This is a genomic window from Alicyclobacillus herbarius DSM 13609 (assembly GCF_000430585.1).
Lineage (GTDB): Bacteria > Bacillota > Bacilli > Alicyclobacillales > Alicyclobacillaceae > Alicyclobacillus_G > Alicyclobacillus_G herbarius.
Genome location: NZ_AUMH01000003.1, coordinates 1 through 21,105, shown reverse-complemented (window position 1 = coordinate 21,105; position 21,105 = coordinate 1). Strand labels below are relative to the sequence as shown.

The window sequence follows — 21,105 nt, the reverse complement described above, 5'->3', positions numbered from 1 at the left end:
TTAAGTCATGTTTAAGCGTGTACTCATTGCGAATCGTGGAGAAATCGCTGTTCGTGTCATCCGAGCCTGCCGTGAATTAGGAATTCAAACGGTTGCCATCTATTCAGAGGCCGATGCGGATGCCCTTCACGTCCAATTGGCAGACGAAGCCTATTGTATTGGACCAACGCCAAGCGCTAAGAGCTATTTACATATTCCCAGCATCATGTCGTTGGCCACGCTGCGCGGCGTCGATGCGATTCATCCCGGGTATGGATTTTTGGCGGAAAACAGCGACTTCGCGCAGGCCTGTGAAGACTGTGGGATCACGTTCATTGGGCCGAGCAGCCACGCGATTGAGACGATGGGCGACAAGTCGGTGGCGAAAGCGACGATGAAAGCCGCCGGGGTGCCCACGGTGCCAGGCAGTGACGGGTTGGTCGAGGATGTCGAAGAGGCGGTTGCGGTCGCAGCGCGCATTGGTTATCCGGTCATCATTAAGGCGACCGCAGGGGGCGGCGGCAAAGGCATTCGCGTCGTGCGCGATGAGGCATCCCTGCGCCAGGCCATCGTGACCGCACAGCGGGAGGCCGAAACGGCATTCGGAAACCCGGGTGTGTATTTGGAAAAGTACATTGAGCGCATGCGCCACGTGGAGATTCAGGTCCTCGCGGATAAACACGGAAATGTGATTCACCTCGGTGAACGAGACTGTTCCGTGCAGCGGCGCCTACAGAAACTCGTCGAGGAATCTCCGTGCCCTGTGTTGACTGAAGAGACCCGGCAGAAGATGGGAAATGCTGCGGTTGCGGCTGCCAAAGCGGTCGATTACGTCGGTGCGGGAACAGTCGAGTTTATCTATGCACCGGACGGACAGTTCTACTTCATGGAGATGAACACCCGGATTCAAGTTGAGCACCCGGTTACCGAGTGGGTGACTGGTGTCGATCTGGTCCGTGAGCAGATTCTCGCCGCCGCGGGCGAACCGCTGTCGATCCGGCAGGAGGACGTTCATCTGCAAGGCCATGCCATCGAATGCCGCATCAATGCCGAAGACCCGTATCGCCAATTCATGCCTTCGCCAGGGACCATCACGGAATACCTGCCGCCGGGCGGTATTGGGGTTCGAGTGGACAGCGCTGCCTATCCGGGGTACACGGTGCCACCTCACTATGACTCGATGATTGCCAAGTTGATTGTATGGGCGCCTACCCGGGAGCAAGCCATTGATCGCATGCTGCGAGCCTTGGCGGAGTATCGGATTGAAGGCGTCAAGACGACGATTCCCTTTCACCTGCGCCTGCTTGCGCACGAAAAATTTCGCGTTGGGGACGTCAGCACACGGTTTTTAGAGGAAAATTCGGTGCTCTGAACGGGTGGCCGCGGTTGGCCGGCCGATTCGGCTCTGATATACTGCCACGTAAGTGGGACGGGAGGGATGTCTTGCCATGCAAGACATGGAGTTTCAATCCACCGAATATGGTAAAATCCAGATCGCCGATGAGGTCATCCAGGTGATTGCCGGCTTGGCGGCCACCGAGGTGGCGGGTGTCCTTGATATGACGGGGAGTATCGCGGGGGGGATTACCGAATCCCTGCTCGGACGGAAGAATCTGTCCAAAGGTGTACGCGTGCGCTTCGCCGATGACGACCGGAGTTGTTCCATCGACTTGTCCGTCGTGCTTGAGTTTGGCGTGAACATTCCAGAGACCGGGGCGGCTATCCAAGAACACGTCAAAGAAGCCGTCGAAGGCATGACGGGGTTGGATGTGGCCAGCGTCAACGTGAGTGTAGCCGCTGTTGTGCTCCCTGGTGACAAGGAACGGGTGAGGGAACTTTCGGAACCCGACAGGCGCAACCGCGCATAAGACGTGCGATGCGGCGGCCCCCTGCGGTCGCCTTCGTTGCTTGCCGAGGAGGGAGTTTGTGAGCATCATTGATCGATTCTTGCTGGTGATTCTTTCATTAGGGGTTTTATGCGCCTCCATCCTCTTGGTCGTCTTCGGCCTGGGTGCTGGGGCGCAGTGGCAAAGTGACGTATATCTTACCTTGACGACATATCCCGGGAATATTTACACCGTCGTCTTGGCGGTTGTCTTTGCGCTCGTCGCCCTGCGTTTTCTGTTCTACCGTGTGGGCAAGGCCAGTCCAGAATACATTTCGCTTCCGGGACCGAACGGACAAATCCGCATTTCGTTTGATACCATTCGCCAATTAACCAATCGAACCGGACGTGAAATTCGGGGCGTGCAGGAGTTTGACTCCCGTGTGCGGCACGGACAAAACGGCATCCTGTTGGCAGTTCGCGTACGCGCCCTGCCGGACGTAGATCTATCCGCGATGGGGAGTGAAATCCAGTCTGCCGTCAAGGAGTATGTCGAACGGAATTCGGGCATCCTGGTCGAACGGATCACCGTAAACGTGGTTGAGTTGGCGAGAAGTCCACAGAAGGTCCAGAGAGCGTAGGTGGACAGCGATGGACTGGGTACGGGGGGCGCTCCTTTGGCTGGTGACCCGCAAACGCCGCTGGCACGGACTCATGGCAGGGTGCTTGTTGTGGGTCTTGTGGATGCTGTTTGGTTTCTGGGCCGTCCTTGGCTTGGTGTTTCTTGCCGCGGCCGGTTATGTCGTCGGCCGCTTTTTGGAGGAGCGTCAGTCTTGGAAGGATATTGTGGACAAGCTGCTGTCTGAACGATACGGCGAGTAAGGAGTCGATTTTTTCTGTAGCAGGAAACGGAGGATTTGGCTGTGAGACGACGAGATGTCCGGCGCCTGGCCCTGCAGGCGCTGTTTGAATTGGATATGGGAGAAACGGACGTGGAAGCGGCCATCGCGCATGTCGTGGGCGAAGTATCTGGTGCTTCGGATGAGGACGTGGGCTATCTGCGGCGGTTGGTGCGTGGGACACGGGCGCGCCTTGCAGACATCGACGATTTGCTGGCTTCCCATGTGCAAGGTTGGCGTTTGGACCGGATGGCCAAAGTGGACCTGAACATTCTGCGTCTGGCCATTTATGAGTTGTTGGAAGAACAGGATGTGGACGCGGCGACGATTGTCAACGAGGCCGTGGAGCTGGCAAAGTACTTTAGCACGGATGAGTCTGGCCGATTTGTCAACGGAGTCTTGGCCAGGTGTCTGCCTTATACGCGCACAAAGGCATAGGGGGAAGGCCCATGCAGTGGGTACTCGGCATCGATACAAGCAACTATACGACGTCACTGGCGGCCGTGGATGTCAGCGGCCAACACGTGATCCAGGCGCGGCGCATCCTGCCAGTGCCAGCTGGAGAAAGAGGGCTTCGTCAATCAGAAGCGCTCTTTTTTCATGTTCAGCGCTTACCACTGTTGTTGGATGAATTATACGCCCAACTCTTGTCCATCGACGCCAAGGTAGAGTGGCTGGGCATCGGGGTGAGCAGTCGACCGCGTCCGCTTGGCCGCTCGTATATGCCGGTGTTCACGGTCGGTGTCCAGTTCGGCTTGGCCCTAGCCCGCAGTCACGGAATTCCCCTCTTACCAGTATCACACCAAGAAAATCACCTGGCGGCCGCCGAATATGGCTTATCTAAGGGTCTGTCTCCAGATGAATCTGCTGAGGCCGACTTTGCGCCGTCTTTGGGGCCGTTTATCGGGATTCACGTTTCGGGAGGCACCTCGGATGTCCTGGTGGCAGAGAGAACTCGTTTCGGTTACCGCATTGAACAGGTGGGGGAAGGACTCGACCTGCACGCGGGGCAATTTGTCGACCGGGTCGGTGTGGCGATGGGGCTTCCTTTTCCCGCCGGACCGCACCTGGAACGCCTGGCCGAGGGGGCGGAAAAGGCATTCCCGTTGCCTTCACGCGTCATCGATGGGCAGATGAGTTTTTCTGGGCCTTGTTCAGCCGCCCTGCGGGCGCTTGCGGACGGGGTATCCGCTGCCTCGGTGGCGCAAGGGGTACAGACATGCATCGCCAATTCTTTGGTCAAGGCGATTGCTTTTGCCTACCAGCAACACCCTGAGGTGCAGGGTGTGATGATCGCTGGGGGAGTGGCCGCCAACCGTACCATCCGTCAGCGTGTGCGGCACAGGCTGCGCATTCAGTTGCCTGGTGTTCCCGTGGCAGTGGCTCCGCCCGAGTACGCTCGCGACAACGCGGTTGGCACGGCCCATCTCGCGCACCGTTTTCTACTTGCACATTCTTGATGCAGGGTTGTCCAGAGTGCGGTATAATAGCCTAGATCGTTAATTTCGACTATTTCCGACGCGGGAGGCGAGGGTCTCTACCATGACTGATATCCAGAAACTGCAGGTGGATAACCAAATCTATGATATTACCATTATTGGCGGAGGCCCAACGGGTCTGTTCGCGGCGTTCTATTGTGGTATGCGTGATTTATCTTGCAAGATTATTGACAGTCTGCCACAACTCGGTGGACAGCTGGCCATGTTATACCCGGAAAAATACATTTACGATGTCGCAGGCTTTCCACGGGTCTTGGCGAAAGACCTGGTCGAGCAGCTGAAAGAGCAAGCCGGACAGTACCACCCGACCGTCTGCCTCAATGAACAGGTGCAGACCCTGCATAAACGGGAGGACGGGGTTTTTGAACTTGGCACGAGTGAAAAGGTGCACTTGACGCGGGCAGTCATTATTTGCGGCGGTATCGGTTCGTTTACGCCACGTCCACTGCCTGCAGCCAATGCCCAAAAGTTCGATGGGCGGGGCGTCTATTATTATATCGACCAGCTGGAACGGTTTCGTGGACAACGCGTCCTCGTCGTCGGAGGCGGAGACACCGCCCTGGACTACGCACTCATGCTCGAGGCGGCGGCAGCTCACGTGACCCTGATTCATCGTCGCGATAGGTTTCGGGCTCACGAAGACAGTGTCAAGCAGCTGTTTGCTTCCGGTGTAGAGGTGAAGACGTTTACCGAACTCATCGATGTAGATGGAGACGATCGACTCCGCGGCGCTACATTGATTCAGAATCAAACGAAAGAGACGGAGCGTATCGAAGTGGATGCAATTGTCAGCGGTCTCGGCTTTTCCGCATCCTTGGGGCCGATTAAAGACTGGGGTCTGACGATTGAAAAAAACGACATTGTCGTCAACACACGCATGGAAACCAACATTCCAGGCGTTTATGCGGCGGGTGATATTGTGACCTATCCTGGCAAGTTGAAACTGATTGCGACCGGATTCGGCGAAGCCCCCACGGCTGTGAACAACGCGAAGACGTATCTCGATCCGGACGCGCGATTGTTCCCAGGGCACAGCAGCGAACGAAAGGCGTAATCGAAAATGGAAAACCCGGCGATTGAAAGGGGGACGCTGCCGGCGGATGGGGTCTTGAGTGTCTCCGATCTGACGGCACTTATCAAGGAACGGCTGCACGGGGACCCGCGTTTGCGGATGTGTACGGTGGTCGGCGAAATCTCAAACTTTAAGCACCACACGAGCGGTCACATGTACTTTACCCTCAAGGATGAGAAAAGCCGCATTCGGGCCGTGATGTTTGCCCGCTGGGCGCGCTCCCTTTCCTTTGCGCCAAAAGACGGCATGCGCGTGATTGTACGCGGCAGCGTCAGCGTCTTTGAACGGGATGGACAGTATCAACTCTACGCCGAGGACATGCAGCCGGACGGTATCGGGGCGCTCTACGTTGCGTTTACGCAGCTGCGCGACCGACTGGCGGCAGAGGGGTTGTTTGCCGACGCGCGCAAGCGCCCGTTGAAGACCTATCCGCGTCGGATTGGCGTCGTCACGTCGCCGACGGGGGCTGTCCTGCGCGATATCTGTTCGACCCTGCGGCGCCGATATCCGCTGGCCAAAGTCTTGCTCGCGCCCGCCCGAGTACAGGGCGATGGGGCGGCAGAGACGGTAGTCGATGCCTTGCGTCAGCTTACCCGGTTTCACTTAGAACAGGAACCGATTGACGTTATCATCGTCGCCCGGGGCGGCGGTTCACTGGAGGAGTTGTGGCCGTTCAACGAGGAAATCGTGGCCCGGGCCGTGGTTCGTTGTCCGGTTCCTGTCGTTTCGGCGGTCGGACACGAAACGGACTATACGATTTGTGACTTTGCCGCTGACGTGCGGGCGGCCACACCGACTGCCGCGGCCGAATTGGTAGCTCCCCATGTGGCGGAGCTGCGAGGGCTTCTTGGTTATCTGGAGCAAAAAGCTACTCAAGCCCTGGTCGCCAGTGTCGACCGTGCCCGAAGGCGCCTGGAAGTGACGGTGGCCAGCTCCGGTTTACAGCATCCAGAACGAGATCTTGCGCGCCGTCGGCAGCTGGTCGACTACCTGGAGGGTGAGGTCCGGCGCCAGGTGCACCGCCCACTGACTCTGACCGAGCGCCAATTGAACGGCTTGCAAGAACGGCTGCAGCGCATCCAGCCGGGCGTGCGCCTCACCCGTGCCCGGGGGCAGGTGGAAGGGATTGCGCAACGGCTTTACGGCACAGAACGGCAACGAATTCAAAACTGGACAGCAGTACTCGATACGCGCATTGCGCAATTAACGGCGCTCAACCCGTTGGCTGTTTTACAACGTGGGTATACCCTGGTTTATCGGGGGGAACACGAACTTGTGACCTCCGTCTCCTCGATAAAGTCCGGTGACTCCTTAAACATTCGCTTTGCGGACGGTACGGTACCCGTTCGGGTGATGCGAAGTGAGGGAGGGAAGACAGATGGAAACACACGGCGAAACTCAGGGGGGGCCGGACGGATCGAACAAACCCGCCTTGACCTTTGAACAGGCTCTCGGCCGTTTAGAAGAGATCGTTCGCTTGTTAGAAAATGGTTCCCTCTCCCTTACAGAGTCTATCGAAAGGTATAAGGAAGCGATGCAGCTGGTCCACTACTGCCGTCAGCAGCTTGATCAAGCCGAGTTGGAGATTGAACGGTTGGTGGATGGGGGCCAGACGGTCGGTCATACCTTGGAGGGAGAGAATGAATCATGACAACCTGGTCTGGGGGCGCAGAAGCCTACATTTCCTCGTGGGCAGAACGTGTGAACCGGTACTTATCGTCAATCTTCGCAGACGATCAGGTTCAGCCACGGAAATTGTTTGAAGCGATGAATTACAGCCTGCTTGCAGGTGGCAAGAGGCTGCGGCCTGTCCTCTGCATTGCCACGGCAGAAACCCTGGATGCTTCGCCGGAGGACGCGCTGCCGGTTGCCGCAGCCATCGAAATGATTCATACTTACTCTCTTATCCATGACGACTTGCCATCCCTTGACAACGACGATCTGCGCCGTGGGCGCCCCACCAATCACAAGGTGTTTGGTGAAGCGATGGCCCTTTTGGCGGGTGATGCGTTGCTGACGTACGCCTTTGAACAATTGTCGCAACCCCGTCTGACTTCCCTGCTGTCTGCTGATGCCTTGCTCCGCATCATCTATACGTTGGCGCACGCCGCCGGTTGCTACGGCATGGTCGGTGGACAGGTTGCGGATGTGGAAGGGGAAGGCCGCATGGGGACAGAGGAAGACCTGCGTTTCATCCACATTCACAAGACGGCGAAGCTGATACAGGCTGCGGTCCTTTTGGGGGCTCATGTCGCTCTTGCGGATGAGCAGCAACTGCAGACACTAGGCAGGTTTGGACTCCATCTCGGGCTTGCCTATCAGATGGTCGACGACTTATTAGATGTGACAGAAACGACGGAACACCTTGGGAAAACCGCCGGGAAAGACGAGGCGAACGAGAAGTTGACTTATCCTCGGATGTTTGGCATTGCCGCTACCCGCGAACGAATTCAGCAAGAGTTCGACATGGCTGTGGGCGAGCTACGGAGTCTAGAAGCAACCGGGGTTCTCCCGTCTCGACTATTCGATTTGGCCAACTATATGATTCGACGCTCCCATTAAAGTCCGATCTACCAGCTTGCCGGATCCGCCCACGGAATCGTCAAGAATGCCTCTTGCAGGTGCTTGGGCGTGTGCGCGTGCGATTGCATGGCTGCGGACAACTTCTTTGTAAAAGTCGGGCGCCCATCGTGGCCAGATGCGCTTTCTCCCCGCATGCGTGCATTAGGGCGTAAAATCGACGTATGCTATAATAGTTGCTGTCAACGGGTGGCGCAGTATTCTAGTCAACCGTCCGTTCCTGAAGGCGGGGCTAAAAATCCGCCAAAGGGCACATCGATGAAGTTCCTGGTGTTGGCTTGGGGCGCCCAGCCTTGGGCTGATGCTGGGAGTTAAGAAAGGTGGGCAGCCCGCAATGGCATGCGGAGTCTGACCCAACTTTCGCGGAGGCCCAAGTGCGTGGCCTGCTATGCCAGGGGGGCTACGGCTTGGGGTATGAACCTGCATGCGGAGACCATCTGTGTGCAGTGTAGCCTGCCTTGAGTGGTGCTGAAGGATTGCGGGGAGCAGGCGGTTCCGTCTTGGCCGAGACGGAGCTGCCGGTGCCGCATGAAATCTTCACTGCAAAAGAGGCTAGGGGACGAGAAGCGGTTGTCGCGGAAAACGCCTAGACTGTTCGCCAAAAGCGGGGCTTTCTGAGGATTATAGTGTGGACTGAGTGGTAATCTAGTCTGACAGTCGGTGACGCTGTCAAGGAACGGGTAAAGGGAAACCGCCCTGGCGGCGACGCGGGGTTCCGTTCTTGGGAAAACCTACTGGACCTAAGCCACAGCGTTTACTCAGGAAGCTGCCACCCGGCTGCCTTATCCGGCAGTCGGCAAGGCGGAGGTACGTGGATACATAATGAAAAAAAGTTCGTTACGCGGTGCATTGCCGTTCATCCTTACCGTTGCCGCGTTATCCTTTCCTATCAGTGGCGTTTTTGATACGTCCACTATTTTTTTAAATAAAGCGCCATGGTACATTGGTGCGGTTGTCGTCTTGCTGATTGTCTTCATCGGCGCTCTGTTTGACATGTTGGGGGTGGCGGCTGCCGCTGCTCGCGAGACGCCGTTTCATGCCATGGCCTCGAAGCGTGTGTTTGGCGCCCGCCGTGCAATACAAATCGTGCGTAATGCTGAAAAGGTGTCCAGCGTCTGCAGCGATGTGATCGGGGATATCGCAGGGGTTTTAAGTGGTGCCGGATCGTTGGCTGTCGCAACCCAGCTAGCGGCCGCTTTTGGTTGGTCTGGATGGTTGGAGGAAGCTTCGATTATTGTTCTGACAGCGCTTACAACCGCCTTGACGGTAGGGGCAAAAGCGTGTGGAAAAACGATTGCCATCTCTTCACCCACTCCCATCATCTTGTTCGGGGCAAGGGCTGCGGATACCCTTCTATTCTTTCGTCGAGAACGCAGGCACTAACTGCCCGGTGTGCCACCCCGATGCAGGTGGTGTTGAAATGCGTTATTATGGAAGCAAGAAATGGGGTGTTCGTCACGCTGTTAGATCAAATTCATGAACCGTCTGACCTTAAACACCTGACGGATGCAGAGTTGGTCGAACTAGCCGCCGAGATTCGTCAATTCCTGGTCGAATCGGTGGCTCGCACAGGGGGGCATTTTGGTGCCAATCTCGGCGTTGTGGAGCTCACGCTGGCCCTGCACAAGGTGTACGACAGCCCCCGGGATAAACTGATCTGGGACGTTGGTCACCAGGCCTACGTCCATAAATTGTTGACTGGGCGAAAGGATAAATTTCCAACCTTGCGCCAACACGGTGGACTGGCCGGTTTTCCGCGCCGGGATGAGAGTCCACACGATGCGTTCGGGGTCGGGCACGCCAGCACTTCCATCTCGGCAGGTGTGGGTATGGCAGTCGCGCGTGATCTGAACCATGAACGGCACAAAGTCGTGTGTGTGATTGGCGATGGGGCGTTGACCGGCGGCATGGCGATGGAGGCGCTCAACCATGCCGGCCACCTGGGCCTAGATCTGACCGTCATTTTAAATGACAACGAGATGTCCATTGCGGAAAACGTGGGGGCAGTATCGCGTTATTTGACGCGGTTGCGGACGGATCCCACCTACTCGCGTGCAAAAATCGAGATTGAGCAGACGCTTCGCAAGTTGCCGGCGATTGGCGGACGCTTGACGAAGGGACTCGAAAAACTGAAGGACAGCCTGCGCCAATTCGTCGTTCCTGGACAACTCTTCGAGGCGTTTGGATTTAAATATCTAGGACCGATTGACGGTCACGACTTACCGGAACTGATTCGTGTTCTCAAGGATGCAAAGAGTCTGCGTGGGCCTGTGCTGATTCACGTTGTGACCAAAAAAGGAAAAGGTTACGCGAGCGCGGAAGCTGCCCCGGACAAATTTCATGCCTGGCCATCCAAGTCCAAGGGAAAAGCGGCCCCCAGCTACTCGGCTGTCTTTGCTCAGACGCTTATCGAGCTGGCCAAGCAGGATCCGCGTATCGTTGCGGTCACGGCAGCGATGCCCGACGGCACCGGATTGAACAAGTTTGCCGAGGTGTTCCCACAGCGTACATTTGATGTCGGCATCGCGGAACAGCACGCGACCACCTTTTGCGCTGGTTTGGCAGCGGCTGGGAAGCGGCCTGTTTTTGCGGTCTATTCAACGTTTTTGCAACGCGCATACGATCAATTCATTCACGATGTATGCATTCAAAAACTGCCTGTCGTGTTTGCGATTGACCGGGCGGGTCTGGTTGGGCCTGACGGTGAGACGCACCAGGGCGCGTTTGACATTTCTTATCTGCGGACCGTACCCAATGTCACCGTGATGATGCCCAAGGATGAAAACGAGTTGCGCCACATGCTGCGTACAGCGCTCACGATTCAAGGACCGGTGGCTGTCCGGTATCCGCGAGCAGACGGAACAGGGGTTCCACTTGACCCGGAACTGCAAGTATTGCCCGTCGGTAAAGCGGAGGTTTTGAAGCACGGGACGGATTTGGCGATTTTCGCCTTAGGGCCGATGGTGCAATTGGCCCAAAAGGCGGCTGAACGACTGTCGGTGCAAGGGGTCTCCGCTGCGGTTGTGAACCTGCGGTTTGTGAAACCGTTGGATGTGGATGTGGTATTGAAGTTCGCAGACGAGGGGATCCCTATATTGGTGGTTGAGGAGGCGTCCTTAGCGGGTGGAGTCGGATCAGCCGTCTTGGAATGCCTGGCGGATAACGGTCGACACGTTCCGGTCCGGCGGCGGGGATTGCCAGATCGGTTTATTGAACACGGGTCCCGTGGGGAACTCCTTGAAGAGCTTGGGTTGACGGTCGAGCAATTGGTGTTGGATGGCTTGACGCTCGTTGCAAACAGCCGCCAGGACGAGACCCCGTCCACCCGGGTATGGGGATGACGATGGCGAAAGTGCGTGTAGATGTACTGGCGGCTTCGCGTGGCTTGTTTCCGAGCCGAGAAGCCGCCCGGCGGGCCATCATGGCCGGCCTCGTGACCTGTAATGGAGTGCGGGTGGACAAGCCAGGAACGATGGTTGCAGAGGATGCGGTGCTGACGACCGAGCGGGCGGAGCATTCCTACGTAGGTCGAGGCGGCCTAAAACTCGAGCGGGCTCTGCGGCGATTTGACGTTCGCTTGGACGGAAAAGTCGTGGTGGATGTCGGGGCCTCCACCGGAGGCTTTACAGATTGTGCTTTGCAAAACGGAGCGAGCTTGGTCTATGCCGTAGATGTCGGCTATGGACAGTTGGCCTGGCGCTTGCGGACAGACCCGCGTGTGCGGGTGATGGAGAAAACGAATTTTCGCTACGTGGACCCCGAATCATTCTCTCCCCGACCGGAGGTCGGGGTCATGGACGTGTCTTTCATTTCGACGCGCTTGCTCCTACCCAAATTAACCGAAATCCTTACGCCCGGCGGCGACATCATCAGTTTGGTGAAACCTCAGTTTGAAGCGGGACGGGACAAGGTCGGCAAGGGCGGCATCGTGCGTGATCCGTGCACGCACCTGGCGGTCCTGCGGGACTTGGTCCGTTGGATTTACGATCACGGACTGTCCTGTCGAGGATTGGATTATTCGCCGATTACGGGCGGTGACGGGAATCTGGAGTATTTGGCCTGGTGGCATATGGATCTCGAATCTTCCCTGACGGACTCGTCGATCTGGTTGGCCAAGGCGAACGAGGTCGTGACTTTGGCTTGGTCTGAACTTCGCGGCGAACAGGTGGATTTATCCGCTTGTGAATAGGGCTTGACCCTCCCGGTCCGGAGGGACCGGTATGAGGAGGGAGCGCATGAGTTGGCAGGCGGTAATTGCCATCGTCATCGGAGCCGCCTTTGTTTCGCTGGTGGTTCGTTCGATGTTCTCCCAATGGCGATCTCCCGAACAAGCGGTCCCATTAAAAGGGAAACTTAGCACCGCCAAAGAGTGGCTTGAGGAGAACGGATACCAAGTCGTTCGCGTGAAACCCCGCGCCGAGTGGATTGGTTATTACGATGCCCGTGAGTTTCGGAAAACCTTGACCGCTGATTTTATCGTCCGTAAGGGGCCTCACTCTTATCTGGTCAAGGTCGTAAACGCACGCGATACGGGAATAAGTGGTACTCGGCTTCGCGATCAATGGTATCCACTTTACGTTGCGTTTCAGGTGGACGGAATTCTTCATGTAGATCTCGATCAAGAGCAAGCGCATAAGGTGGATTTTGATCTGAACGCCCCACGCTATACGACGACGCGCAAGGTCGTCAATCGTTGTCTTTGGTTATTATCAGGCATCCTGATTGGTTTAATCTGGTCCCACATGGCATAAGGCGGCGGAGGACCTGACGAGGAGGGACCGGCAATGAGAACGATTGCGGTTGTGGCCAACCCAAACAAACCACGCGCACTGGATGTGCAATCCGCCTTGGCGCGGCGGCTTGAGTCCAGTGGGCTTAACGTATACAGCGAGAAGATAGCCATCAATCGAGGATGGCCAGAATCGGTACGTTCTCACCTCGCTCAGGCAGAGCTGGTGTGCGTACTGGGCGGTGACGGTACACTGCTGGGCGTGGCTCGAGAACTGGTGGGTCGAAACGTCCCCCTGTTAGGTATCAATATGGGACGCCTCGGGTTTCTGACCGAAGCCGAACCCGCGGACCTAGATGACATCGTCCATCGCCTGGTTCACCGGGATTACGATTTGGAAAATCGATTAATGTTAGAAGCCAACGTCTCTCGCGATGGCAAGGAATTTGAACGCATGGTCGCCCTAAACGAGGTTGGCGTCGCCAAGGCCGCGTTCGGCCACATGGTTACGGTGGATACCTACGTGGATGGCGTGTTCTTAGACTCGTACAGCGGCGATGGGGTCATCATTTCAACACCGACTGGATCGACCGGGTACTCCTTGTCCTGTGGTGGCCCGATTGTCTGTCCCCATCTGTCCGTGATTCTCATCACGCCGATTTGTCCCCACACACTCTCTACGCGCCCCTGCGTGGTCGATGATACGCAACACATTCACCTCGTTGCGCATGCCGCCCATGAAGACCTGGTCATGACGGTTGACGGGCAGGTGAGCGTGCGGTTACAGCCCGGCGACGCGGTGGACATTCGTCGCTCCCCTGCGGATGCGGTGCTTGTGAAATGGCGGGATCGTGAGTTTTTCTCGGTTTTGCGCACGAAGCTGCATGGCGGGGAAGGAAACCGGTGATGGCGACGGGGGGAATGAACGTTCATGTTGTTAGAACTGTCCATTCAGCGGATTGCCCTCATTGAATCGCTGCATTTGAATCTGCGTTCTGGATTGACCGTGTTTACCGGGGAAACGGGCTCTGGGAAATCTATTCTTCTCGATAGCATTGGTCTGTTGTTGGGGAATCGGGCGAGCGTGGATTGGATTCGTACCGGGTGCGACGACGCCATCGTCGAGGCGCTATTTGACACCACTCGCGCCGAGGTGCGGGAGTTGTTAGCCGATTGGGGGATTGCGGAGGAGCCGGACGATCCGATTCTCGTGTCGCGTACGATTCACCGTTCGGGAAGAAACGTGTGTCGCATCAACGGTCGTCTGGCCACCGTTCAGATGCTGCGGGAACTCGGTTCGAAACTGGTGCAGCAGCACGGGCAGCATGAGCATCAAGGGCTGGTCCGCGCCGAGGAGCAGATGCGCGTATTGGATTTATACGGTGGGCATACTGAAGCATTGGAACGGATGCGAACGGCCTACGCGGCTTGGCGAGAAGCGGATGCAGCCTGGCGGAATGCGCAGATGGATGAACAGGAGCGGGCTCGACGGCTCGACATTTTGAACTTCCAAATCGAGGAGATTGAGCAGGCGCGTATTTCTCCGGGAGAAGAGGACGACCTGAGGGCGCGTCGTGCGCGTTTGCAAAATTTGGACAAAATCTATCGTGGCGTGCAACAGTCTTTAGAACTCTTGGAAGGGGGCCCGGGGGCGGTTTCCGCGCTCGCCGAAGCTCGCGAACAGGTGGCGGCGGCTTCACAGTTTGCGACCGAATTGCAGGAGACCGTGACGCTCTTGGAGACGGCGCAGGTGCACGCGGAAGAGGCTGTACATGCTCTGTCCCGGTTTGGCCACCAATTGGATGCGGATCCGGAGGAATTGGAAAGAACCGAAAACCGCTTGGCTGAGATCCGCGCCCTGGAACGGAAATACGGGGCCACCGAGGTTGATATTCTCCGCTATTATGAGCAAATTGTTCAGGAACGCGAGCGCCTGCAGAGTCATGAGGAGCAACTCGCGGAATTGGCGGAGCGGCGAGATGTATGCTGGCGTGAGCTTGCAGCGGCCGCTGAATCTCTGCATCAAGCCCGGGTCCAGACGGCCGAGCGATTGAGTGAGGAAATTCAACAGGTTCTGCGCTCATTGGATATGCATCATGCGCGTTTTCGCATCGAAGTGCGCGTACGACTTGCCACGACTGGCGATCCGGTCCTCAATGAACACGGCAAAGATCAAGTGGTGTTCCTGTTTAGCGCCAATAAAGGGGAAGAACTCAAGCCATTGTCCAAGATTGCTTCGGGTGGAGAGTTATCGCGGACGATGTTGGCGATAAAATCCGTGTTAGCCGATGTGGATCAGATGGAAACCTTAATTTTTGACGAGATCGACACAGGGGTCAGCGGCTCGGCGGTTCATAAGCTGGCCAGCCAACTGCGCCGGCTCGGTGCTGGCCGCCAGGTTCTCTGCGTTACGCATTCCCCGCAGATTGCCGCCGCTGCGGTTGATCACTTCCTCATCCGCAAAGTAGAACGGGAGACCGACACGGTGAGCGTGGTCGAGCGCCTAGATATGCAAGGGCGCATTGGCGAGGTGGCTCGGCTCATCGGGGCGGACTTGGCGGATGCTACAGCCTTTCGGCACGCCCAGGCGTTGATGGATGGCTTTACGGGAGCGTCTACATCCACGCCCTGACGTGGTATGTTTTTTGCATCATTAAAGGGCTCCCCCTGGGGTACCTTACAACCACGAAGCGAACCGTGGGAGGTGCCGTCAAGGGGGGCTTGAAGATGCAGTTCAGACGCAGGTTATGCTCGTGGTGGCGCGTGTTGCTGGCTATAACTGTCCTGGCGGTTTGTCTGTCGCCGCCGGTTCGTCAGTTGACAGAGTCCCCTTCAGAGGTTTGGCTGCCGCTGGGTGATCGGGCCGATGTCGTCGTCGGGTGGAAAACCTTTCGTGTGAATTCGTCCGATCCGCGTGTCGTGGAAGCGGATGTCCAGACGAAACAGCGTCCCGCCGTATTTTCATTGATTGGTAAACGTCTCGGAGAGGCCTATGTCTCGACGAAGGTTTTTAGCATCCTTCCCTGGAAGGCTGTGCGCGTCGAGGTTGTCCCGCAACAGATCGTTTACGTGGGCGGGCAATCGGTGGGCATTCGCATGAAGTCGCATGGCGTCATGGTCATTGGTTATCAGCACGTCGGAGGCCAGAACTCTCCGGCAGCGCAGTCGCACGTCGAAATTGGGGATGTCATCGAACGTCTAAACGGCGTGCCCTTGACCAGTGCCGACGACCTGCAGCGTCTGTTGGCACGTGTCGCTCCGAGAGATGTGTTAACCTTGACGATTCGCCGTCATGGACAAGTGCGAACGGTGCGCGTGCAACCGGTACAAGACAAGACGGGCCGAGAACGTCTCGGGTTGTTTGTACGCGACCGTACCTCTGGCGTTGGCACATTAACCTTTTACGATCCGGATCACCACCGGTTTGGCGCCCTAGGTCACATTATCACGGACGTGGATACCGGTCAGCCGATTGACGGGCAGGGTACCGTGTATCCGGCCGAAGTGATTGGAATGATTAAGGGAACCGCAGGTCACCCCGGCGAGAAGCGAGGTCGTTTTGTCTCCCCGACGACACCTATCGGCGAGATCGATAAAAACACGGCATTCGGTATCTTTGGCAACATGCAAGCACCACCCCCAAATTTGTATTTACAACATGAAGTGCCTGTCGCGTTACCTTCGCAAATTCATGATGGACCCGCTCAACTCTTAACGGTCGTTTCCGGCGAAACTGTGGAAGCGTTCCAGGTACAGGTTGAAAACATACAGTCACAAACCCATCCAGCGACAAAGAGCATGGTCATTCGCGTAACTGATCCCCGTTTGTTGAAACTGACGGGCGGAATTGTACAGGGGATGAGTGGTAGTCCGATTCTTCAGGACGGTCGACTGATTGGCGCGGTCACGCACGTATTTGTGTCGGACCCCACACGGGGATATGGAGTGTATGCTCGGTGGATGATGCAAGAATGTCAAAGTGAGGGCGAGGAGGACGGGAAGGAAATCCAAGCGGCTTTCTCGCCCTCTCGTTTTGTCGAATCATGTCGAATGAACTTTCTTTCGCGCGAAAACTATTCAGAAACCTTCGGCAGGACATCCGCTGGACATGTCGAATAACAAAAACCGACAGTTAAGTGGGGAGGAATTGCTGAGTGGCAGCGTTTCGTGTATTGATTGCCGATGATAACCGGGATTTTGCGGAATTGTTGAATGAGTACATTTCAAGCCAAGAGGATATGACCGTCTGTGGCTTGGCTTATAATGGCAACGATGTGTTGAAGCTCGTGCGTGAACACCAGCCAGACGTCCTCATCCTTGATATCATTATGCCGGTCTTAGATGGTCTAGGCGCTTTGGAGGGGTTGGTAAAGAGTGGAGACCGTTTACCCAAAGTGATTATGTTGACGGCCTTTGGGCAAGAGTCTGTTACGCGGCGTGCGGCGGAATTGGGCGTCTCGTACTTCGTGTTGAAACCATTTGACATGCCCGTGCTGGTGGAACGAATTCGTCAGGTCTGTGCACCCGCGGCCGTCGCAGCGACCGCACAGGCCCCAGCTCTGCCGGGAGCGTCCACAGCGATGAACGTCGGGAGGGGTGGTGTACACGTCACCACCCAATCGGAAGCTCAAGAAGATTCGCCGATTTCACGCCATGCCCTGGACGCGGCCATTACGCAGATTATTCATGAGATTGGTGTACCGGCCCACATCAAGGGATATCACTATCTGCGCGAAGCCATTGCTATTGTCTTTCGCGATGTCGAGATCCTCGGCTCCATCACAAAGGTGCTGTATCCACAGATTGCGGAACGCTACAAAACCACGCCATCTCGGGTTGAGCGCGCTATCCGACATTCGATTGAAGTGGCGTGGGGACGCGGAAACATGGAAGCGATTCGAAACGTGTTTGGGTACACGGTAAGCGCTGCCCGCACAAAACCCACCAATAGCGAATTTATTGCTATGATTGCGGACAAGCTGCGGATTGAATATAAGGTGGGGTAAGGGTTGATGGGCCAAGGGTTTTTGGGAGATGGTATCAGAAAATCGTTTTGGAGTACCTCTGGATCTTCTGGATGAATTCCAATGAACTTCACTACACGATGGCCACAAACTCCTTTCTTTCAATTTAGGGAAATATTACATCAGCGGAATGTCTCTGTCAAATGCCCAAGATCGTGAACGGCGTTTGCTCGTAGCCGTAAAAACGAACCACCCCATCCCGAGGTGATGGAGTGGTTCATTTCTCGTTCATGTTATGGATTGTCGGGAGAGAGGTAATCCGAGAACATAAGCGGTGCATCGCCTGTCCAAGTGATTTTCCGTTTTCCGGGCTTACGTCCTGGCTTCTGGATGAGGTCATGTGCTGGACTGTACCGATTATTGATTTCTCGTAGATCGTGTTTATAGCCTCGTAAATACCGCATCGTGGTCTGGATATTTTTGTGACCCAGCAGTGCCTGAACCTGCTCCAACGTGGCACCGTTCCGGCAGTGCTGAACGGCGCTGTAGTGTCGGAGGATGTGTGGGCTGATGTGTTTCGGGTCAAGTCCTGCCATTCGTGCGTATTTGTGCAGTTGCTTGATGAAGGCCGTGTAAGTGAGATTCGTCCCTTCATCCGTAATCCACAGCCAGGGTAAGTCTTCCGAGGTGACGGGTGCCATGGATCGAATCAGGACGCTGAGCATATAGGCGGTGCCCTCCGTAATGACCATGTTACGACCTTGTTTGGTCTTGTTGATCTCTGGCCGGACGCGGATGATGCGCTGACTGGTGTCTACGTCTTCAACTCGCAGCGCCAAGCATTGGCTGATACGCATGCCGATATCGACAAGAACTTGGATCAAGGTGGCGTCCCGGTACCCCGAAAAAGTCTGCCGATTGGGTTGTTGGATGAGCCGCCAGATCTCGCTTGGATCTGGGACACTGCCGTAGCCAGTCTCGTCTTCTCGGATCTTCCCGATGTTTGCCACTGGAGATACGGGCAAAATACCCTTTCGGACGAGGTAATGGAAGAATGCACCCAGATACCGTCGTTCGTTGTTGATGGTGGTGGCCTTCAGGCCCACCTGGCATGTCCGGGTTCGCTGATTAAATGGGTGATCGTCCCATTGCGCTCCGTCTGTGATCTTCGTTGACCTCGGGATGTTCGGCTTGGCCTCTTATACAAGGCCCGTACAAACTCTGCGAAGTCCTTGTCCCAGTAAAGTCGTATACATTTGTAGACCTCCAGCAGTTTGCCTCGGTGTGCCGCCTTCAACTGCATGAGGACCAAGAGCCAGTACGTGATCAACGCAAGGCGCAGTTGGTTATACACAGCCGCTTCGCTTTTGCCATAAAGGTGTTTGAGTACCAGGTGCTGCTTGACCCATTTGAAAAAAAGCTCGATTTGCCATCTCCAGCGATAAACGTCGCAGATTTCCTCGGCGCTCAGTTTCGCATCGTTGCTGAGAATCGTGACGGGGTTACCTTCGCTGTCTGTCGTCTTGATTAAGCGCAAGGGGTACTCCATCACGTAGTTGGGGTAACTGCCCAAGCAAACCAAGGCGTCTCGAATAACCGGTGAGTCTGGCACCACCATACGCTCCTCGAGCACTTCGTGAATGACCGCATTGTCCTTAAGGCGAGTTACGAAGCGGGTTTTGGCCTTGCAATAATCATCGAACTTGCGGTAATCCACGTATCCTCTGTCGTATACGTTGAGGGCATCCTTTTCCACGACAATCAACTCATCCATTTTCGTCTTGTCCGCATGACGAGCGTGGGTCAGAATGACTTTGTCGGGGATCACCTGGCGGTCCATGAAGACCAAGCGCAGATGCATCTTCACGCCGGCCTTGGTCTTCCGAAACTCTGCCCACCGATACTGAGATAGGCACATGGTGATCGTGGATGAGTCGACAAGATGAATTCGTCCAAGCTTTTCATTCGCTCGCCTCATACCGACCTGGTCATAGATTTGCTGAACGCATTGGCGGAAGACGAAATCCATGAACTCCGGCGGCATATCCCGCAGCCTTCTGGACAACTGCGCTGTACTGATAGACTTCAACCCGAGTTCGTTCTGAACGTCCCCATTCGCCGCCAATTCTAGGCTGAGATCGGTAAGCGATCCGACCTGGCGAACTTGGGCAAACACGAAGAGTCCAATCAACGGCACTGTCCCGAACTTCTTCACATACCGATCCAACCTGAGACGATTCAATTCCTGTCGTATGGACTCGGCGCCGAGCGGGAAAAGGTATTCCGCAAACGCCGATCGTGTGGTACCCTTGTCCATGTATAATCTCCTTCTATATGAGATTTGGACAGGGCTACCTGTTCATTTCTCATTTCAGGAGACTTTTTCATGTACATGGATGACAGTACAATGAACATTCATAACCTTATGCCTATAAAATCTGACATCTTAACCCCTTGACAAACCGAGATCTTGTTAATGCAAAGCTAGTACAATAAGGCGAAAGACCTTGTTCTTTTGGACTGATAAGGGATAGGGATTCGACAGAACACCCGTTGAATGAAAACTGTACCGGGGAGGTTTATGCGTATGAAAAGACGATGGTACATCTATATTATCGTAGGGATTCTATTTGGTGTCTTTGACTTTTATTTTCCCAATTTCCTGACATATTGGCGGATTGATTCCCGTTTTTGGGGGAACACTGTTGGATTTGTGTTGACGGTTGGCCTTTGGTTAGTGTCCGTTGTTCCCATTGTTCTATACGAAGTGAAAGTCTCCCGCTCACGAATTCTGTCGACTTTAGCAAACAGCTTGACGTGGTGTATTGCGGTTATCGTTTATTATCTAACCAATGTCATTCAACTGGCGATTGGAGATTCAACGCAGCCCTATCTAGGTATCTCCAATCATAGGGAACCAAGTTTCTGGGCCAATTGGGGAACTGTATTGTTAACCTATATATTAGGGCACATTATCGAATGGACTCTTGTTGCGGTGATCGGTGGCTCCATGATCGGATTTTTGATGAGCTCGATCTATCTTTGTTTAAAGGCGAAGAAAAATAAGCATTTGCTCTCGGAATAAAAAGAAGGTGCGCAAGTTCCTGGAATGGGATATCGTTGTACAAGACGACCAAGGGGTTGCCTTTGAACAAACCGCTGTCCGCTTGTAACGGACGGCGGTTTGTTTCTGTGTCGATCTCTCCTATCCACGCAACTCATTCTTTGACACAGATTCCGCGCCTAAGAATCGGCTCTTGACTGGAAACTCAATATCTTGCCTTGATACAGCAACCCTGCTCTCCGCCGTTCCCTTTATATGGTTCTATGAAAGTGCGATCATTTGGAAATTTGATCGGATTTGGAAACGCCGGGCGTGCTGACGCAATCGCCCATCAGGCCGATTTTTTCGCAACTCCAAAGATGCTCAGGTCCATATCCAGGAAAGACAGTACCCGTTCCAACTGTGGCTCAAGATGGGTATTGGTGATTCGATGGCGTTCACCATGAATTTCAATATCCATCGTGCAGATCCCCTCGAACATGTCGATCACGGAG

General features: G+C 55.4%; 21 protein-coding genes. 19 read left to right on the top strand and 2 right to left on the bottom strand.

All coding sequences use genetic code 11. The features are described 5' to 3' along the window. The first annotated feature begins 7 nt into the window (after positions 1 to 7). From accC to spo0A, 18 genes are all read left to right on the top strand, one after another. Complete coding sequence (accC, locus tag H522_RS0102515; RefSeq protein ID WP_026961097.1) at positions 8 to 1,351, top strand: acetyl-CoA carboxylase biotin carboxylase subunit; 1,344 nt, start codon at positions 8 to 10, stop codon at positions 1,349 to 1,351. A 76-nt stretch (positions 1,352 to 1,427) separates the two neighbouring features. Then, a complete protein-coding gene (locus H522_RS0102510) occupies positions 1,428 to 1,847 on the top strand; it encodes an Asp23/Gls24 family envelope stress response protein (RefSeq protein ID WP_026961096.1) in 420 nt (139 codons plus the stop codon). A gap of 58 nt (positions 1,848 to 1,905) precedes the next feature. Further along, complete coding sequence (gene amaP, locus H522_RS0102505) at positions 1,906 to 2,445, top strand: alkaline shock response membrane anchor protein AmaP (RefSeq protein WP_026961095.1); 540 nt, start codon at positions 1,906 to 1,908, stop codon at positions 2,443 to 2,445. Positions 2,446 to 2,455: 10 nt separating this feature from the next. Continuing rightward, the gene (locus H522_RS0102500; protein ID WP_026961094.1) at positions 2,456 to 2,686 is read left to right on the top strand and encodes a hypothetical protein; all 231 of its coding nucleotides are present in this window, start codon (positions 2,456 to 2,458) and stop codon (positions 2,684 to 2,686) included. Between the two features lie 41 nt (positions 2,687 to 2,727). Further along, positions 2,728 to 3,141 carry a transcription antitermination factor NusB gene (gene nusB / locus H522_RS0102495; RefSeq protein ID WP_026961093.1) on the top strand — a complete coding sequence of 138 codons (414 nt, stop codon included), beginning with the start codon at positions 2,728 to 2,730 and terminating at the stop codon, positions 3,139 to 3,141. Between the two features lie 11 nt (positions 3,142 to 3,152). Beyond that, a complete protein-coding gene (locus tag H522_RS0102490; protein WP_026961092.1) occupies positions 3,153 to 4,163 on the top strand; it encodes a Kae1-like domain-containing protein in 1,011 nt (336 codons plus the stop codon). 82 nt (positions 4,164 to 4,245) lie between these two features. Further along, complete coding sequence (locus H522_RS0102485; RefSeq protein WP_035452314.1) at positions 4,246 to 5,256, top strand: NAD(P)/FAD-dependent oxidoreductase; 1,011 nt, start codon at positions 4,246 to 4,248, stop codon at positions 5,254 to 5,256. Between the two features lie 6 nt (positions 5,257 to 5,262). After that, positions 5,263 to 6,717 carry an exodeoxyribonuclease VII large subunit gene (gene xseA, locus H522_RS17170; RefSeq protein ID WP_051343726.1) on the top strand — a complete coding sequence of 485 codons (1,455 nt, stop codon included), beginning with the start codon at positions 5,263 to 5,265 and terminating at the stop codon, positions 6,715 to 6,717. Then, positions 6,653 to 6,925, top strand: a complete 273-nt coding sequence (xseB, locus tag H522_RS17165) for an exodeoxyribonuclease VII small subunit (RefSeq protein WP_035452312.1) — start codon at positions 6,653 to 6,655, stop codon at positions 6,923 to 6,925. The genes xseA and xseB overlap by 65 nt, the downstream gene beginning before the upstream one ends. Beyond that, positions 6,922 to 7,836: a polyprenyl synthetase family protein gene (locus H522_RS0102470; RefSeq protein WP_026961089.1), complete on the top strand. Its 915-nt coding sequence runs from the start codon at positions 6,922 to 6,924 to the stop codon at positions 7,834 to 7,836. The genes xseB and H522_RS0102470 overlap by 4 nt, the downstream gene beginning before the upstream one ends. An 840-nt stretch (positions 7,837 to 8,676) precedes the next feature. Continuing rightward, complete coding sequence (locus H522_RS17160) at positions 8,677 to 9,237, top strand: CNNM metal transporter family protein (RefSeq protein WP_051343724.1); 561 nt, start codon at positions 8,677 to 8,679, stop codon at positions 9,235 to 9,237. Between the two features lie 20 nt (positions 9,238 to 9,257). After that, the gene (dxs, locus tag H522_RS0102460) at positions 9,258 to 11,195 is read left to right on the top strand and encodes a 1-deoxy-D-xylulose-5-phosphate synthase (RefSeq protein ID WP_081411809.1); all 1,938 of its coding nucleotides are present in this window, start codon (positions 9,258 to 9,260) and stop codon (positions 11,193 to 11,195) included. Then, positions 11,192 to 12,043, top strand: coding sequence for a TlyA family RNA methyltransferase (locus tag H522_RS0102455; RefSeq protein ID WP_026961087.1), 852 nt, complete (start codon positions 11,192 to 11,194; stop codon positions 12,041 to 12,043). The genes dxs and H522_RS0102455 overlap by 4 nt, the downstream gene beginning before the upstream one ends. A gap of 46 nt (positions 12,044 to 12,089) precedes the next feature. Further along, on the top strand, positions 12,090 to 12,605 hold the full coding sequence (locus tag H522_RS0102450; RefSeq protein ID WP_026961086.1) for a hypothetical protein: 516 nt from the start codon (positions 12,090 to 12,092) through the stop codon (positions 12,603 to 12,605). A 33-nt stretch (positions 12,606 to 12,638) separates the two neighbouring features. Beyond that, entirely contained in the window at positions 12,639 to 13,490 is an 852-nt protein-coding gene (locus tag H522_RS0102445) for an NAD(+)/NADH kinase (RefSeq protein ID WP_026961085.1), read from the top strand. A 24-nt stretch (positions 13,491 to 13,514) separates the two neighbouring features. After that, on the top strand, positions 13,515 to 15,215 hold the full coding sequence (gene recN, locus H522_RS0102440) for a DNA repair protein RecN (protein ID WP_026961084.1): 1,701 nt from the start codon (positions 13,515 to 13,517) through the stop codon (positions 15,213 to 15,215). A gap of 95 nt (positions 15,216 to 15,310) precedes the next feature. Continuing rightward, positions 15,311 to 16,702 (top strand): SpoIVB peptidase, encoded by a 1,392-nt coding sequence (gene spoIVB, locus H522_RS17155; protein ID WP_051343720.1) that lies wholly within the window; start codon positions 15,311 to 15,313, stop codon positions 16,700 to 16,702. Between the two features lie 35 nt (positions 16,703 to 16,737). Next, the gene (gene spo0A / locus H522_RS0102430) at positions 16,738 to 17,589 is read left to right on the top strand and encodes a sporulation transcription factor Spo0A (RefSeq protein WP_026961083.1); all 852 of its coding nucleotides are present in this window, start codon (positions 16,738 to 16,740) and stop codon (positions 17,587 to 17,589) included. Between the two features lie 251 nt (positions 17,590 to 17,840). Here the strand turns inward: spo0A and H522_RS0102425 are convergent, their stop codons facing one another. Both H522_RS0102425 and H522_RS17150 read right to left on the bottom strand, forming a co-directional pair. Further along, the gene (locus H522_RS0102425; RefSeq protein WP_026961082.1) at positions 17,841 to 18,653 is read right to left on the bottom strand and encodes a tyrosine-type recombinase/integrase; all 813 of its coding nucleotides are present in this window, start codon (positions 18,651 to 18,653) and stop codon (positions 17,841 to 17,843) included. Further along, complete coding sequence (locus H522_RS17150; RefSeq protein WP_035452310.1) at positions 18,644 to 19,864, bottom strand: IS4 family transposase; 1,221 nt, start codon at positions 19,862 to 19,864, stop codon at positions 18,644 to 18,646. Before H522_RS17150 ends, H522_RS0102425 begins: the two co-directional genes overlap by 10 nt. Positions 19,865 to 20,134: 270 nt before the next feature. Here H522_RS17150 and H522_RS0102415 point away from each other — a divergent pair, with 270 nt between their 5' ends. Continuing rightward, complete coding sequence (locus H522_RS0102415) at positions 20,135 to 20,632, top strand: hypothetical protein (protein WP_026961081.1); 498 nt, start codon at positions 20,135 to 20,137, stop codon at positions 20,630 to 20,632. The last annotated feature ends 473 nt before the right edge of the window (positions 20,633 to 21,105 follow it).